This window comes from Halomonas flagellata (assembly GCF_022487945.1).
GTDB lineage: Bacteria > Pseudomonadota > Gammaproteobacteria > Pseudomonadales > Halomonadaceae > Halomonas > Halomonas flagellata.
This window is the reverse complement of record NZ_JAKVPY010000001.1, coordinates 139,495-153,317: the sequence shown is the minus strand read 5'-3', so window position 1 is coordinate 153,317 and position 13,823 is coordinate 139,495. Positions and strand designations below refer to the sequence as shown.

The 13,823-nt window shown below is 68.6% G+C and carries 16 protein-coding genes; 5 read left to right on the top strand and 11 right to left on the bottom strand.

Annotation, left to right across the window (positions count from 1 at the left end; translation table 11 throughout):
- Positions 1-136 precede the first annotated feature (136 nt).
- Positions 137-1,303 (bottom strand): cell division protein ZapE, encoded by a 1,167-nt coding sequence (zapE, locus tag MKP05_RS00720; RefSeq protein WP_240566620.1) that lies wholly within the window; start codon positions 1,301-1,303, stop codon positions 137-139.
- Positions 1,304-1,512: 209 nt separating this feature from the next.
- Here zapE and MKP05_RS00715 point away from each other — a divergent pair, with 209 nt between their 5' ends.
- Entirely contained in the window at positions 1,513-1,956 is a 444-nt protein-coding gene (locus tag MKP05_RS00715) for a Z-ring associated ZapG family protein (protein ID WP_240566619.1), read from the top strand.
- 43 nt (positions 1,957-1,999) lie between these two features.
- Here MKP05_RS00715 and MKP05_RS00710 read toward each other — a convergent pair whose 3' ends face one another.
- Positions 2,000-2,758 carry a Nif3-like dinuclear metal center hexameric protein gene (locus MKP05_RS00710; protein ID WP_240566618.1) on the bottom strand — a complete coding sequence of 253 codons (759 nt, stop codon included), beginning with the start codon at positions 2,756-2,758 and terminating at the stop codon, positions 2,000-2,002.
- Between the two features lie 102 nt (positions 2,759-2,860).
- Between MKP05_RS00710 and MKP05_RS00705 the strand changes: the two genes are divergently transcribed.
- Complete coding sequence (locus tag MKP05_RS00705; protein WP_240566617.1) at positions 2,861-4,093, top strand: Do family serine endopeptidase; 1,233 nt, start codon at positions 2,861-2,863, stop codon at positions 4,091-4,093.
- Positions 4,094-4,160: 67 nt separating this feature from the next.
- On the opposite strand, the gene hisD is transcribed toward MKP05_RS00705, so the two are convergent.
- From hisD to MKP05_RS00660, 9 genes are all read right to left on the bottom strand, one after another.
- Positions 4,161-5,498 (bottom strand): histidinol dehydrogenase, encoded by a 1,338-nt coding sequence (gene hisD / locus MKP05_RS00700; protein WP_240566616.1) that lies wholly within the window; start codon positions 5,496-5,498, stop codon positions 4,161-4,163.
- 76 nt (positions 5,499-5,574) lie between these two features.
- Positions 5,575-6,237, bottom strand: coding sequence for an ATP phosphoribosyltransferase (gene hisG / locus MKP05_RS00695; RefSeq protein WP_240566615.1), 663 nt, complete (start codon positions 6,235-6,237; stop codon positions 5,575-5,577).
- A gap of 20 nt (positions 6,238-6,257) precedes the next feature.
- Positions 6,258-7,520, bottom strand: a complete 1,263-nt coding sequence (gene murA, locus MKP05_RS00690; RefSeq protein WP_110281852.1) for a UDP-N-acetylglucosamine 1-carboxyvinyltransferase — start codon at positions 7,518-7,520, stop codon at positions 6,258-6,260.
- A 12-nt stretch (positions 7,521-7,532) separates the two neighbouring features.
- The gene (locus tag MKP05_RS00685) at positions 7,533-7,787 is read right to left on the bottom strand and encodes a BolA family protein (RefSeq protein ID WP_110281853.1); all 255 of its coding nucleotides are present in this window, start codon (positions 7,785-7,787) and stop codon (positions 7,533-7,535) included.
- 145 nt (positions 7,788-7,932) lie between these two features.
- Positions 7,933-8,265: an STAS domain-containing protein gene (locus MKP05_RS00680; protein WP_240566614.1), complete on the bottom strand. Its 333-nt coding sequence runs from the start codon at positions 8,263-8,265 to the stop codon at positions 7,933-7,935.
- Positions 8,262-8,915: an MlaC/ttg2D family ABC transporter substrate-binding protein gene (locus tag MKP05_RS00675; protein WP_439108963.1), complete on the bottom strand. Its 654-nt coding sequence runs from the start codon at positions 8,913-8,915 to the stop codon at positions 8,262-8,264. Before MKP05_RS00675 ends, MKP05_RS00680 begins: the two co-directional genes overlap by 4 nt.
- Positions 8,916-8,965: 50 nt before the next feature.
- Complete coding sequence (gene mlaD, locus MKP05_RS00670; protein WP_240566612.1) at positions 8,966-9,430, bottom strand: outer membrane lipid asymmetry maintenance protein MlaD; 465 nt, start codon at positions 9,428-9,430, stop codon at positions 8,966-8,968.
- 67 nt (positions 9,431-9,497) lie between these two features.
- Positions 9,498-10,280, bottom strand: coding sequence for a lipid asymmetry maintenance ABC transporter permease subunit MlaE (mlaE, locus tag MKP05_RS00665; protein WP_110281857.1), 783 nt, complete (start codon positions 10,278-10,280; stop codon positions 9,498-9,500).
- Positions 10,277-11,089 carry an ABC transporter ATP-binding protein gene (locus tag MKP05_RS00660; protein WP_240566611.1) on the bottom strand — a complete coding sequence of 271 codons (813 nt, stop codon included), beginning with the start codon at positions 11,087-11,089 and terminating at the stop codon, positions 10,277-10,279. The genes mlaE and MKP05_RS00660 overlap by 4 nt, the downstream gene beginning before the upstream one ends.
- A gap of 145 nt (positions 11,090-11,234) precedes the next feature.
- Between MKP05_RS00660 and MKP05_RS00655 the strand changes: the two genes are divergently transcribed.
- From MKP05_RS00655 to MKP05_RS00645, 3 genes are read left to right on the top strand one after another with little or no spacing between them, the layout of a single operon-like run.
- Entirely contained in the window at positions 11,235-12,194 is a 960-nt protein-coding gene (locus tag MKP05_RS00655) for a calcium/sodium antiporter (RefSeq protein ID WP_240566610.1), read from the top strand.
- Positions 12,195-12,246: 52 nt separating this feature from the next.
- Positions 12,247-13,239, top strand: a complete 993-nt coding sequence (locus tag MKP05_RS00650; protein ID WP_240566609.1) for a KpsF/GutQ family sugar-phosphate isomerase — start codon at positions 12,247-12,249, stop codon at positions 13,237-13,239.
- Positions 13,240-13,264: 25 nt separating this feature from the next.
- On the top strand, positions 13,265-13,822 hold the full coding sequence (locus MKP05_RS00645; protein ID WP_110281859.1) for a KdsC family phosphatase: 558 nt from the start codon (positions 13,265-13,267) through the stop codon (positions 13,820-13,822).
- The last annotated feature ends 1 nt before the right edge of the window (position 13,823 follow it).

Genomic DNA, 13,823 nt, shown 5'->3' with positions numbered 1-13,823 from the left:
TCTTGGTTGCCCGCCTCGCAGAGACGGCGCAACGGTCGAGCGAGCGCGCATTCTACACGAGCCACCGGTGCCAAGGCAATGCTGGCAGGGTTACCGCCGTTCACTCACGGCACTCATACACCGGGGCTGATCCGGCTCAAGGCTTGTGGGGTAGCGCCAGGTACTCGTGGGACTGCATCTCCTGGAGCCGTGAAAGGGTACGCTGGAACTCGAACTCGAGGCGGCCATCGACATAGAGCTGCTCGGCCGGCACCTCGGCGGACATCAGCAGCTTGACACCGCGATCATAGAACTCATCGACCATGTTGATAAAGCGCCGCGCCTGGTCGTCGGTGGCGCCGCTCATGCGGGTCACGTTGGAGACCAGCACCGTGTGGTATTCGCGGGCCAGCTCGATGTAGTCGTTCTGGCTACGCGGCCCGTCGCACAGCTCGCGGAACTCGAACCACACCACGTCGTCATGGAGGCGCCGGGTGTGCAGCACCCGATGGTTGATCTCGATGGGCACGTCCCCCTCCCCCTCGTGGCCGGCGATCTCGCGGAAGCTGCGGGCGAGTTCCCGCTCGGCGGTGGTATCGAGCGGGGCATGGAAGATCTCGGCCCGCTCCAGGGCCCGCAGGCGATAGTCGATGCCGGAATCGACGTTGACCACCTCGCAGTGGCGCTTGAGCAGGTCGATCGCCGGCAGGAAGCGGGCCCGCTGCAGGCCGTCCCTGTAGAGGTCGTCGGGCACGATGTTGGAGGTCGCCACCAGCACCACGCCGTGCTCGAAGAGCGCCTCGAGCAGGTTGGCCAGGATCATGGCATCGGTGATGTCCTTGACGAAGAACTCGTCGAAGCAGATCACCCGGGTCTCGGCGGCGAACTTGGCGGCAATCAGCTTGAGGGGGTTCTTCTCGCCCTTGTAGTGCTCGAGCTCGTTGTGCACCCGCTGCATGAAGCGATGGAAGTGGGTACGCATCTTGTCGGGAAAGGGCAGGGTCTCGTGGAAGGTATCGACCAGGTAGGTCTTGCCACGCCCCACGCCCCCCCAGAAGTAGAGGCCGGCGACCTCGGGCAACGCCGGCTCCGGCGTCTCCTCCCGACGCCCGAACAGCCCCGCCACGCGCGACTTCAGCCCCTTGCCGCCGAGCACCGCGCGCGGCCGGGTGCGGGGCCTGGCCACCAGTTCATCAAAGAGCCGCTGCAGATGCTCAACGGCCCGTTCCTGGGCCGGATCATACTGGAAGTCGTCACGTTCGAGGTCGGCGCGGTAGCGTGCCACCGGCGTGGCGGGACGGCTCGCGTCACGGGATGCTGACATGGTTGGCGATGCGCTCCTGGAAAGTCTGCGGCCTGCTCACGGCTTCGATGAGGAACGCATTATACGCGCCTGGCCGGCGCTTCGCATCGCCGGCTCCGCGTTGACCCGGCGCGCGGCCTCGGCCCTATAATGGGCCACCGGGCAACCCCGCCCTCGACACCGGCTCCGCCTCGCGCACCGGATCGTCCGACAGCTGCAGGGAGACACACGTGGACGAAAGCAACATCAACTGGGTACTGGCCATCGCCAGCCTGCTGGCCGGCACCGGTATCGGCGCATTGGGTTATCACCTGCTCAACGCCGGCGCCGGCCACCTGCAGAAGCTGCGCCAGCGCCTCGCGGAGCGCGACCGCGAACTGGCTGCCCTCAAGGATGGCGTCGACGACCATTTCGCTACCATCAACGGCCTGGTCGAGAGCCTCCAGCGCGACAGCGACACCCTGGCCAGGCGCCTCGAGGAAGACGCCGCCACCCTTGCCGGCCATGACCGTGCACGACGCAGCCTGGAAGTCACGTTCGCGGCCGAGGAGCAGGCGGCCAACGAGGAGTATGCCGCCCCCCGCGATTATGCCGACGGCACCGGCGGAACCCTTTCCGAGGATTTCGGGCTGAAGAGCGGCGAGACCGGCGCCCCGCAGCCTCCCCGCTACTGACCGACACCGCCTCACGCCCGAGGCGACGCGTGATACGGCGCCTTCAGGCCGGGTTGTCGATATCGACGAAACGATGCTCGAGGCGGTGCTCGCGGGCCAGCCACTCCCCCAGCGCCTGGACGCCGTAGCGCTCGGTGGCATGATGCCCCGCCGCCAGGTAGTGGATGCCCAGCTCCCGGGCCAGGTGGGTCGTGCGTTCGGAGATCTCCCCCGAGATGAAGGCGTCGGCCCCGGCCTCCCGGGCGGCGGTGATCATGTCCTGGGCGCCCCCGGTGCACCAGGCGACGCGACCGATCTCGCCGCCGCCCGGCGCCTCGATCAGCAGCGGCTCGCGCGCCAGTCGCTCGCCCACATGACGGGCGAGCCCCCGGGCATCCAGGCCCGGGGGCGGCGCCCCCAGCCACAGCAGCCCCTCGCCCAGCTCGCCGTCGGCACAGCCCTCGACGCGAAAGTCCAGGTGCCTGGCCAGCTCGGCGTTGTTGCCCAGCTCCGGGTGGGCATCCAGCGGCAGGTGGTAGGCCAGCAGGCTGATGTCGTTGAGCAGCAGGGTGCGGATGCGGCGCTGCTTCATGCCGGTGATGGCCACCGGCTCGTTCTTCCAGAAGTAACCATGGTGGACCAGCACGAGGTCGGCACGCCAGGCCACCGCCTCGTCGAGGAGTGCCTGGCAGGCGGTAACGCCGGTCATCACCCGAACCACCCGATCACGCCCGGCCACCTGCAGGCCGTTGACGGTGTAGTCCCTGAAGCGGCCGGCATCGAGCAGGTGGTCGCAGGCGGCGACCAGGTCGTCACGGTTCATTCACACCTCCGGGCATCGGTGAATCGGCAATGTTACACTGTCGCCATTGTATCGACCGCGGCCCAGGGTCGCGACAAGCACCGCGAGAAGGAAACACCCCGCATGCGACGCAACCTGCTGCCGTACGTCTGGCCCGCCCTCATCGGCGTACTGCTGGCCATCGTGCTGCTCAATGCCTTCCCGCAGCTCCTGGGGCGCCCCGAGTCGCCGGTGACCGCGCCGCAACCCCCCACGGCGCCCGTCTCGCCGACCCCGGTGGACGCGCCTGCCGAGGAGGCGTCACGCCCCTCCCCCGAGCTGCGCCAGTCGGCCCCCATGGCACGCCAGCAGGGTCCGGTCACCTACTCCGAGGCGGTGGACCGTGCCGCACCGGCAGTGGTCAACATCTACTCCTCGCGGGTGGTCGAGCGCGAGCAGCACCCGCTGATGTCGGACCCCTTCTTCCGCCAGTTCTTCGGCGACGACCTGCCCAGCCGCCAGCGCATGCTCTCGAGCCTGGGCTCCGGGGTCATCGTTAGCGGCGATGGCTATGTCCTCACCAACCACCATGTCATCGGCGGCGCCGACCAGATCCGGGTCGCCCTGCGCGACGGCCGCGAGACCCTCGCCGAGGTGGTCGGCACCGACCCGGAGAGCGACCTGGCGGTGCTGCGTATCGGCCTGGACAGCCTGCCGGTGATCGAACTGGCGGACTCCGGCGACGTGGCGGTGGGCGACGTCTCGCTGGCCATCGGCAACCCCTTCGGAGTGGGCCAGACCGTGACCATGGGCATCATCAGCGCCACCGGTCGCAGCCATCTGGGCCTCAACGCCTACGAGGACTTCATCCAGACCGACGCGGCGATCAACCCGGGCAACTCCGGCGGCGCCCTGATCAACGCCGAGGGCGCCCTGGTGGGCATCAACACCGCCATCTTCTCGCGCTCCGGCGGCTCCCAGGGCATCGGCTTCGCGATCCCCGCCAATCTCGCCCGCAACATCCTCGAGGAACTGGTCACCCAGGGCCGGGTGATCCGCGGCTGGCTGGGCATCGAGGCCCAGGAGCTGAACCAGGAGCTGGCCGCCTCCTTCGGTCTCCAGGCACCCCGCGGCGTGGTGATCGCCGCGGTGGTCCCCGGCGGCCCCGCCGCCCAGGCCGGCCTGCAGCCGGGCGACGTCCTGCTCGCGGTGGACGGACGCCCGATCCTCGACGCCCGGGTAGCGATGAGCGACATCGCCGCCATCGAGCCCGGGGCCGAGCTGCCGCTGACGGTGCTCCGTGGCGGCGAAGCGCTGGAAGTCACCCTGGAGGTGGGCGAACGTCCGCCACCGGAGCTGCGCCGCCCGGAGCCGTGACCCCGCCCCCTCGACGACGAAGGCCCCGTCAGCGACGGGGCCTTCGTCGTTGCAGAGGGCCATCCCCCTACGTCCGGATTCGATCCTGTTCCTTGAGACGATATTCGGCCGACCGGGCATGGGCGGTCAGCGACTCGCCTCGCGCCAGCACCGAGGCGATCCCGCCGAGCGCCGAGGCCCCCTGCGACGAGCAGTGGATGATCGAGGAACGCTTCTGGAAATCGTAGACCCCCAGCGGCGAGGAGAAGCGTGCCGTGCCCGAGGTGGGCAGCACATGGTTGGGACCGGCGCAGTAGTCACCCAGCGCCTCGGCGGTGTAGCGCCCCATGAAGATGGCACCGGCATGCCGCACCTCGGGCAGCCAGCTCTCCGGGTCGGCCACCGACAGCTCCAGGTGCTCGGGGGCGATGCGATTGATCAGCTCGGCCGCCTCGGCGCGGTCGCGGCAGTGGATCAGCGCACCCCGCCCGGCCAGGGACTCGCGCACGATCGCCTCCCGTTCCAGGGTCGGCAACAGGCGCTCGATGGCCGCCTCCACCGCCTCGAGATGGGCCCTGTCCCAGCTCACCAGGATCGCCTGGGCATCCTCGTCGTGCTCGGCCTGGGAGAACAGGTCCATGGCCAGCCAGTCGGCAGGGGTACCGGCGTCGGAGATCACCAGGATCTCCGAGGGACCGGCGATCATGTCGATACCCACCCGGCCGAACACCGCCCGCTTGGCGGTGGCCACGTAGATGTTGCCGGGCCCGACGATCTTGTCGACCCGCGGCACCGTCTCGGTACCATGGGCCAGCGCCGCGACCGCCTGGGCCCCGCCGATGGTGAAGACATGGTCGACGCCGGCCAGATGGGCCGCCGCCAGCACCAGCTCGTTGAGCACGCCATCCGGCGTCGGCACCACCATGACGATCTCGCGGACGCCGGCCACATGGGCGGGAATCGCGTTCATCAGCACCGAGGAGGGGTAGGCCGCCTTGCCGCCGGGCACATAGATCCCGGCACGATCCAGCGGCACGACCTGCTGGCCGAGCACGGTCCCGTCGGCCTCGGTGTAGTGCCAGGATTCGGGCTTCTGGCGCTCGTGGTAGAGGCGAATGCGCTCGGCGGCGGCGGCCAGGGCGTCACGCTGTTCGACGGGCAACCCCCGGTAGGCCTGTTCGAGACGCGCCGGACCCAGGGTCAGCTCGGCCATGGAGGCGACCGCCAACCGGTCGAAGCGGTTGCTGTACTCGATCAGCGCCGCGTCGCCACGGACCTTCACGGCGGCGATGATCTCGTCGACGCGCCGCTGGATGTCGGCATCGGAAACGCCTTCCCAGGCCAGCAGGGCGTCCAGGCGGTCGTCGAAGTCGGCATCGGCGGTGGCGAGACGGGCGATGCCGGTGGAAGCGAGGGTCTTGGTCATGGGCGCGCAGCTCCCGTGGCTGTCGGGTCTTGTCTGAGCCTGATGCCAGGGCCGGGCCATGGCAAGGCATCAGTCGCTATCGGGTTGAGGTGGCACGACTATCGCGACGGGCGGCCACGGCATTGCCGAGGCGCTCGATCAGCGGCTTGAGCCGGGCGTGCTTCATGGTCATGGCCGCCTTGTTGACCACCAGCCGGGTGCTGATCGGGGCGATCAGCTCACGGGGGGCCATGCCGTTGGCACGCAGGGTGTTGCCGGTGTCGACGATGTCGACGATCTCGTCGGCCAGGTTCATCAGCGGCGCCAGCTCCATGGCGCCGTAGAGCTTGATCACCTCGGCCTGGATGCCCTGTTCGGCATAGTAGCGGCGGGCGACGTTGACGAACTTGGTGGCCACCCGGCGCCGGGCCCGGGCCGGCTCGGCCCCGGTGGGGCCGGCGGTCATCAGCCGGCACCGGGCGATCTCGAGATCGAGCGGCTCATAGAGCCCCTCGGCCCCATGCTCGAGCAGCACGTCCTTGCCCGCCACGCCGAGATCGGCGGCGCCCAGCTGCACGTAGGTGGGCACGTCGGTGGCGCGCAGGATCACCAGCTTGACGTCCGCCAGGTTGGTGTCGAACAGCAACTTGCGGCTGGCGCCCAGGTCTTCGGCCGGGGTGATGCCGGCGTCGGCCAGCAGGGGCAGCGTCTCGTCCAGAATGCGGCCCTTGGAAAGGGCCAGAATCAGTTGTTTGCTCATGCTCTCGCCTGTCTTGGGAGCTAGCCGGGAATGCGACGGATATTGGCACCCAGCAGTTGCAGCTTCTCCTCGATGCACTCGTAGCCACGATCGATATGGTAGATGCGATCGACCAGGGACTCGCCGTCGGCCATCATCGCCGCCACCACCAGCGAGGCGGAGGCACGCAGGTCGGTGGCCATCACCGGGGCGCCGGAGAGGCGCTCGACCCCGGTCACCACGGCGGTGTTGCCCTCCAGGGCGATCTTCGCCCCCATGCGGTTGAGCTCCTGGACGTGCATGAAGCGGTTCTCGAAGATGGTCTCCACCACCCGGGCGGTTCCTTCGGCCACCGCATTGAGCGCCACGAACTGGGCCTGCATGTCGGTGGGGAAGGCCGGATAGGGGGCGGTGCGAACATTCACTGCCCGCGGCCGCCGCCCGCCCATGTCCGCCTCGATCCAGTCATCACCGCTGGTGATGGTGGCGCCCGCCTCCTCCAGCTTGGCCAGCACCGCCTCGAGGAGGTCGGCACGGGTACGGCGCACCCTGACCCGCCCACGGGTCACCGCCGCGGCCACCAGGAAGGTGCCGGTCTCGATGCGATCGGGCATGACGTCGTGGTAGCAACCGTGCAGCCGCTCGACGCCCTCGATGGTGATGGTATCGCTGCCGTGGCCGCGGATCTTCGCGCCCATGGCGATCAGGCACTCGGCGAGGTCCACCACCTCGGGCTCCCGGGCGGCATTCTCCAGCACCGTGGTGCCCTCGGCCAGGGTCGCCGCCATCAGCAGGTTCTCGGTGCCGGTGACGGTGACGGTATCGAAGAAGATGGTGCCCCCCCGGAGACGACCGTCGACCCGGGCGCGAATATAGCCCCCCTCGACGCGAATCTCGGCGCCCATCGCCTCCAGGCCGCGGATATGCAGATCCACCGGCCGGGAGCCGATGGCACAGCCGCCGGGCAGCGAGACATCGGCATGACCGAAGTGGGCCAGCAGTGGCCCCAGCACCAGGATCGAGGCACGCATCTTCTTGACCAGCTCGTAGGGCGCGTCGCAGTGACGCACCTGGGCGCCGTTGAGCTGGATGGTCATCTTCTCGCCCATCACCGGCTCGAGGCCCAGGTGGCCGAGCAGCTCCAGGGTGGTGGTGATGTCCTGCAGGTGGGGCAGGTTGCCGATGGTCACCGGCTCCTCGGCCAGCAGGGTGGCGCAGAGGATCGGCAGGGCGGCGTTCTTGGCACCGCTGGCCCAGACCTCGCCGTCGGCGGGGCCATTGCCGGTAATGATCAATTTGTCCATGGGACCCGCCCGTCAGGCGCTGGTGTTTTCCGGCGCGCTCTGCCATTGCGCCGGCGTGTAGGTCTTGATGCTCACCGCATGCAGCGCACCCGAGGCGATCTCCTCGGAGAGGGCGCCATAGATGAGTTGCTGGCGCTTGACCGGCGACAGGCCGTCGAACACCGCCCCCACGGCCACCACCTGGAAGTTGCAGCCTTCGCCCTGGATATGGAACTCGCAGTCGTCGATGCGGGCCTCGAGCAGCGCCTTGACCTCACTGGGTTGCATGAACCGGAACTCCTGTGATGCATGAAAATGTCGGGCTCTCGGTCGCGAGGCGACCGAGAGCATGGATCGGGAATCCCGACATGGTAATGAAAAGCGTCGCTCTTGGCGATGCCGGCGATCCTCGCCGCCGGAGGAAAGCCGGTCGTCAGGCGGCCTCGTCCAGCGGCAGCAGGCGGTCGAGGCCGGCCAACCGTGTCAGGCGGATCAACGGCGGCGAGAGGCGCACGGCGCGCACCTCGAGGCCCGCCAGCCGGGCACGACGGGTCCACTCCAGCAGCACGCTGAGCGCCGCGCTGCTGACGCCCGCGACGCCGCGCAGGTCGAAGTCGACCCGGGTACCGGCCGACTGGTCGGCGAGCCAGTCACTCCCCGTGGCGGCCAGTACCGCCGCCACATCGAAGCCCACCACGCCACTCACCGCCAGCCCCTCGCGGCCGGCAGACAGGCGAACGCCCGACCGATCGAGCAGCAGGCTCATGCGCTGCCACCCTCCTCGAGCTCCTCGACGGCGATTTCCGGGGCCCAGCTCTCGATCACGGCGTCGTAGTCGCGGCCGTGCTCGCGCATGGCCTGATCGAACTGGTTGCGGAAGGTCAACCCGAGGTTGATGCCGTTGACGATGACATTGACCACCTTCCACTGGCCATCGCTCAGGCGCAGCGAATAGCTGACCGGATAGACGCTGCCGTCAATGGCCACCACCTCCATGGCCACGCTGGCCTGGTCCTCGTAGCGCTGGGGCTGTTGGTTGTCCAGTACCCGCAGCTCGCGGTAATCGAAGGTCACCAGCCCCTTGGTGTAGGTATCGATCAATGTCTTGCGGAAGGTACCGGCGAAACGCGAGCGTTGCCGGGGAGTAGCATTCTGGAAGTAGCGCCCCATGACGCTCGCCCCGATGTAGCGGAAATCGGCGATGTCGTCGAGATTGTCGTCGACCAGGGCCTTGAGCTCGTCGACATTGTCGGCGAAATAGTCGCGGCGGCCCTCGATCTGCTCCATCAGTTCGTCAATGCTCTCGCGGATCACCTCTTCGGGCTCACGCTCGGGGGCCGCCTGGGCCGACAGGGACACCAGCACCAGACAGAAGCCGAGCACCACCAGGCGAAGGGAAGCAGGCAGTAAGGGCATCATCACATCTCCTCGAAAGAATGCCGTGAACGACGAGCGCGCGGAGCGGCTCAATCGCTGACCAGATTGGACACGAATTGCTGGATGAGTTCTTCGAGCACCACCGCCGACTGGGTATCGCGAATGGTGTCGCCATCGGCCAGGGTCTCGGGATCACCGCCCACCGAGAGCCCGACGTACTGTTCGCCGAGCAGACCGGCGGTGAGTATTGCCGCCGTGGTGTCCCGCGACAGCCGGTCCTCCAGCTCGGCATCGAGCTCGAAGATCACCCGGGCGTCATACCAGTCGGTATCCAGCTCGATGGCCGCGACCCGCCCCACCGTGACCCCGGCCAGGGTGACCCGCGCTCGCGGCTTGAGGCTGCCGATGTTGGCGAAGTTGGCCTCGAGGCGGAAGGTGTCGCTTGGGGCGGTTAAGGTCAGGCCACTGACGCGCAGCCCGAGGAATACCAGCCCCAGGATGCCGGCCAGCATGAACAGCCCGACCCCCAGTTCCATCATCTTGCTGCGCTTCATTGCGTTTCTCCGAACATCAACCCAAGTCTTGGCACATCGCACGTCCACGCATCGCGAGCCACCACCATCAGGACAGCCCCCCGAACATCACCGCGGTGAGCACGAAATCGAGGCCGAGCACCGCCAGGGAGGAGTAGACCACGGTGCGGGTGGTGGCCCGGGAGATGCCTTCCGCGGTGGGCACCAGATCGTAGCCCTGGAAGACCGCGATCCAGGTCACCACCAGGGCGAATACCAGGCTCTTGACCATGCCGTTGCCGATATCGGCGATGAACTCGACGCTGGCCTGCATGTTGCCCCAGTAGGATCCCTCGAAGACACCGAGCCACTCGACACCGACCAGGTAGCCGCCATACACCCCCACCACGCTGAAGCCGATGGTCAGTAACGGCAGGGCGACGACTCCCGCCCACAGCCGTGGTGCCACCACCCGCCGCAAGGGATCGACACCGATCATCTCCATGCTGGTCAGCTGTTCGGTGGCCTTCATCAGACCGATCTCGGCGGTCAGCGCCGAGCCGGCCCGCCCGGCGAACAGCAGCGCCGCCACCACCGGGGCCAGCTCGCGCAGCAGCGACAAGGCCACCATCTGGCCCAGCGCCTGCTCGGCACCGAAATCGACCAGGATGGTATAGCCCTGCAGCGCCAGCACCATGCCGATGAACAGCCCCGAGACCAGCACGATGGCCAGCGACAGGACGCCGACGAAGTGCATCTGCCGCAACCACAGGTACCAGCCTTCCCGGGACGGCACGCCGACCGCGGAGAGGAAGAGGAAGATTCCCGCCCGCCCCAGCGCCTCCAGCAGCTCGCAGCCGCGGCGCCCCAGGTGGGTGATGTGCCGGATCATCGCCGCCCTCCTGCGTCGAGGATGTCGGTGAAGAAGTCCACCGCGGGATAGTGGAAGGGCACCGGCCCGTCCGGCTCACCATGAACGAACTGGCTGACCCGGGGATCCTGGTCGACGTCGAGCCCCGCCGGCGTGCCGTGGGCCATCACCCGACCATCGGCGATCACGTAGACATAGTCGGCGATCGTGAGGGTCTCCTTGATGTCGTGGGAGACCATGACGGAAGTAAGCCCGAGCGCCTCGTTGAGCCGCTTGGTCAGCTGCACCAGCACGCCCATGGAGATCGGATCCTGGCCGACGAAGGGCTCGTCGTAGAGAATCAGCTCCGGGTCCAGGGCGATGGCCCGGGCCAGCGCCACGCGACGCGCCATGCCGCCGGAGAGCTCGGACGGCATCAGCTCGCGGGCACCGCGCAGCCCTACGGCCTCGAGCTTCATCAGCACCAGGTCACGGACCATCGACTCCGGCAGGTCGGTGTGGACCCGCAACGGAAAGGCCACGTTCTCGTAGACGCTGAGGTCGGAGAACAGTGCCCCGCTCTGGAACAGCATGCCCATGCGCCGGCGCATGGCGAACAGCGCCTTGCGCGACTGGCGGTGCACGTCCTCGCCATCGATGCATACGCGACCCGCGTCCGGATGGAGCTGGCCGCCGATCAACTTGAGCAGCGTGGTCTTGCCGGTACCGCTGGGCCCCATGATGGCGGTGATCTTGCCGCGGTGAACCTGCAGGTCGACACCGCGGAAGATCTCCTTCTCGCCCCGCGAGAAATGCAGCCCCTCCACCACCACGAAGGGAGTGTCGCTCATCGGCTCGTGTCCCTCGAGTAAATTATCGAACATCGTATCCTAACCTTGCCTCATTACGCCACCATCGGCTCCACCCGGCTTGCACCACGTCCACCGAGAACGTTTAATGGGCGCCCTTTCCGTCCTGGCCAGGGCCGTATCTGCCATGCTGGTTCCCCTCATCGTCGTACTGCTAGGCTTCATCGCCCTGTTGTGGAGCGCCGAGCGCTTCGTCGGCGCCGCCGCCGCGACGGCCCACCGGGCCGGCATGAGCACCCTGCTGGTGGGCATGACCATCGTCGCCCTGGGCACCTCGGCACCGGAGATCGTGGTCTCGGTGATGGCCTCGCTGGACGGCATTGCCGACCTCGCCATCGGCAACGCGCTCGGCTCGAACATCGCCAACCTCGGCCTGGTGCTCGGCGTGACCGCCCTGGTGGTGCCGATTCCGGTGCGCTTTTCCATCGTGCGTCGCGAGCTGCCGCTGCTGCTCGGCGCCACCGGCCTGGCCGGCTATGCCCTGGCCAACGGCATTCTTGGCCGCATCGATGCGCTCTTCCTGATCCTGCTGTTGGTGTTCAGCCTGTGGTGGCTGGTCCGCGCCGACACTCCCGACACGGCCCCGGTGGGCGAGATTCCCGACATGCGCCTCCCCCGCGCCCTGTTCTGGCTGGTGCTGACCCTGGTGGTCATGGTCATCGGTTCGCGCGCCCTGGTGTGGGGCGCCAGTGAACTGGCACGCGGTCTCGGGGTCAGTGAGCTGGCCATCGGGCTCACGGTGGTGGCCATCGGCACCAGCCTGCCGGAGCTGGCCGCCTGCGTGGCCAGCGCCCTGAGGCGCCACCACGACATCGCCATCGGCAATGTCATCGGCTCCAACCTGTTCAACATGCTCGCCGTGTTGCCGGTGCCGGGCCTGCTGGCCCCCGGCCCCATCGACCCGGCGGCGGGCAGCCGGGACTTCCCGGTCATGCTGGTGCTGACCCTTGCGCTGGGCATGCTGCTGCTGTGGCAGCGACGCGGCCAGCTGGGCCGACTCCCCGGCGGGCTGCTGGCGCTGAGCTATGCCGGCTATCTGACCTGGCTCGGCATCGCCAGCCTCGCCGCGCCAGCACCGATCTCCTGAACGGTCAGTCACGCACTTGAGTGAAACTCAGCAACGGGCAACAATCATCGCCATGACGACAGACACCCCCCCCACCCGCAGCTCCCCGCTGCGCGACAGCGCCCGACGCACCCTGCAGCTGGAGCAGCAGGCCATCACCGCCCTCGTCGAACGCCTCGACGAGGGCTTCGACCGCGCCTGCGAGCTGATCCTGGCCTGCCGCGGCCGGGTGGTGGTGACCGGCATGGGCAAGTCCGGCCACATCGCCGGCAAGGTCGCCGCCACCCTGGCGAGCACCGGCACCCCGGCCTTCTTCGTCCACCCCGGCGAGGCCAGCCACGGCGACCTGGGCATGATCACCCCCGGCGACGTGGTGCTGGCACTCTCCAACTCCGGCGAGACCGCCGAGGTGACCGCCCTGCTGCCGCTGCTCAAGCGCATGGGCACGCCGCTGATCAGCATGACCGGGCGCCCCGGCTCGACCCTGGCTCGCCATGCCGATGCCCACCTCGACGCCGCGGTCGACCGCGAGGCCTGCCCGCTGGACCTGGCCCCCACCTCCTCGACCACCGCGTCGCTTGCCCTGGGCGACGCCCTGGCGGTGGCGCTGCTCGAGTCCCGCGGCTTCACCGCCGAGGACTTCGCCCGCTCGCACCCCGGCGGCAGCCTCGGCAAGCGCCTGCTGCTGCGGGTCGCCGACCTGATGCACCAGGGCAGCCGACTCCCCTCGGTACCGCTCGGCAGCCCGCTGCGCGACGCCCTGCTGGAGATCACCCGCCAGGGCCTGGGCTTCACCTGCGTGGTCGATGCCGACGGCCGCCTGTCCGGGGTCTACACCGATGGCGACCTGCGCCGCACCCTCGACCAGCACAGCGACCTCTCCGGCCTCAGGGTCGACGATGTCATGACCCGGCCGGGCAAGCGCGTCGCCGCCGACATCCTGGCCGCCGAGGCGGTGCGCATCATGGAAGACAACCGCATCACCGCCCTGGCCGTGGTCGACGACGACGACCGGCCGGTCGGCGCCCTGCACATGCACGACCTGCTCGCCAGTGGCGTGATCTGATGCCCCTTTCCCCCAAGGAGTCCTCATGACCCTCGATTCCCCCCTGCTCGACACCCAACTGGTGGACCGGCTGCGCCGCGTGCGCCTGCTGGCCCTGGACGTGGACGGCGTGCTCACCGACGGCCGCCTCTACTTCCAGGCCGACGGCATCGAGATCAAGGCCTTCCACACCCACGACGGCCACGGTCTCAAGCTGCTCAAGCGTGCGGGGCTCGAGGTGGCGCTGATCACCGGCCGCGATTCGCCCATGGTCAGCCGCCGCGCTGCCGCCCTCGGCATCAAGCACCTCTACCAGGGAGTGGAGAAGAAGCTGCCCATGCTGCGCGAACTGTGCACCCGGCTCGGCCTCGAGCTGGACCAGGTCGCCTACTGCGGCGACGACCTGCCGGACGCGGGCGCCATCAAGCGCGCCGGGGTCGGCATCAGCGTGCCCGGCGCCCCCGCCTACATCCGCCGGCACGCCGACTGGGTCACCGACAGCCCCGGCGGCCACGGCGCGGTGCGCGAGATCTGCGACGTCCTGCTCCAGGCCCAGGGACACTGGGATGCCGTGGTCGACACCTACCTGCACGGAGCCGACTGAG

Coding starts and splice junctions, on each gene's coding strand:
- zapE (WP_240566620.1), bottom strand. CDS start 1,303: ATGTCAGCATCCCGTGACGCGAGCCGTCCCGCCACGCCGGTGGCACGC.
- MKP05_RS00710 (WP_240566618.1), bottom strand. CDS start 2,758: ATGAACCGTGACGACCTGGTCGCCGCCTGCGACCACCTGCTCGATGCC.
- MKP05_RS00705 (WP_240566617.1), top strand. CDS start 2,861: ATGCGACGCAACCTGCTGCCGTACGTCTGGCCCGCCCTCATCGGCGTA.
- hisD (WP_240566616.1), bottom strand. CDS start 5,498: ATGACCAAGACCCTCGCTTCCACCGGCATCGCCCGTCTCGCCACCGCC.
- hisG (WP_240566615.1), bottom strand. CDS start 6,237: ATGAGCAAACAACTGATTCTGGCCCTTTCCAAGGGCCGCATTCTGGAC.
- murA (WP_110281852.1), bottom strand. CDS start 7,520: ATGGACAAATTGATCATTACCGGCAATGGCCCCGCCGACGGCGAGGTC.
- MKP05_RS00685 (WP_110281853.1), bottom strand. CDS start 7,787: ATGCAACCCAGTGAGGTCAAGGCGCTGCTCGAGGCCCGCATCGACGAC.
- MKP05_RS00680 (WP_240566614.1), bottom strand. CDS start 8,265: ATGAGCCTGCTGCTCGATCGGTCGGGCGTTCGCCTGTCTGCCGGCCGC.
- MKP05_RS00675 (WP_439108963.1), bottom strand. CDS start 8,915: ATGCCCTTACTGCCTGCTTCCCTTCGCCTGGTGGTGCTCGGCTTCTGT.
- mlaD (WP_240566612.1), bottom strand. CDS start 9,430: ATGAAGCGCAGCAAGATGATGGAACTGGGGGTCGGGCTGTTCATGCTG.
- mlaE (WP_110281857.1), bottom strand. CDS start 10,280: ATGATCCGGCACATCACCCACCTGGGGCGCCGCGGCTGCGAGCTGCTG.
- MKP05_RS00660 (WP_240566611.1), bottom strand. CDS start 11,089: ATGAGCGACACTCCCTTCGTGGTGGTGGAGGGGCTGCATTTCTCGCGG.
- MKP05_RS00655 (WP_240566610.1), top strand. CDS start 11,235: ATGCTGGTTCCCCTCATCGTCGTACTGCTAGGCTTCATCGCCCTGTTG.
- MKP05_RS00650 (WP_240566609.1), top strand. CDS start 12,247: ATGACGACAGACACCCCCCCCACCCGCAGCTCCCCGCTGCGCGACAGC.
- MKP05_RS00645 (WP_110281859.1), top strand. CDS start 13,265: ATGACCCTCGATTCCCCCCTGCTCGACACCCAACTGGTGGACCGGCTG.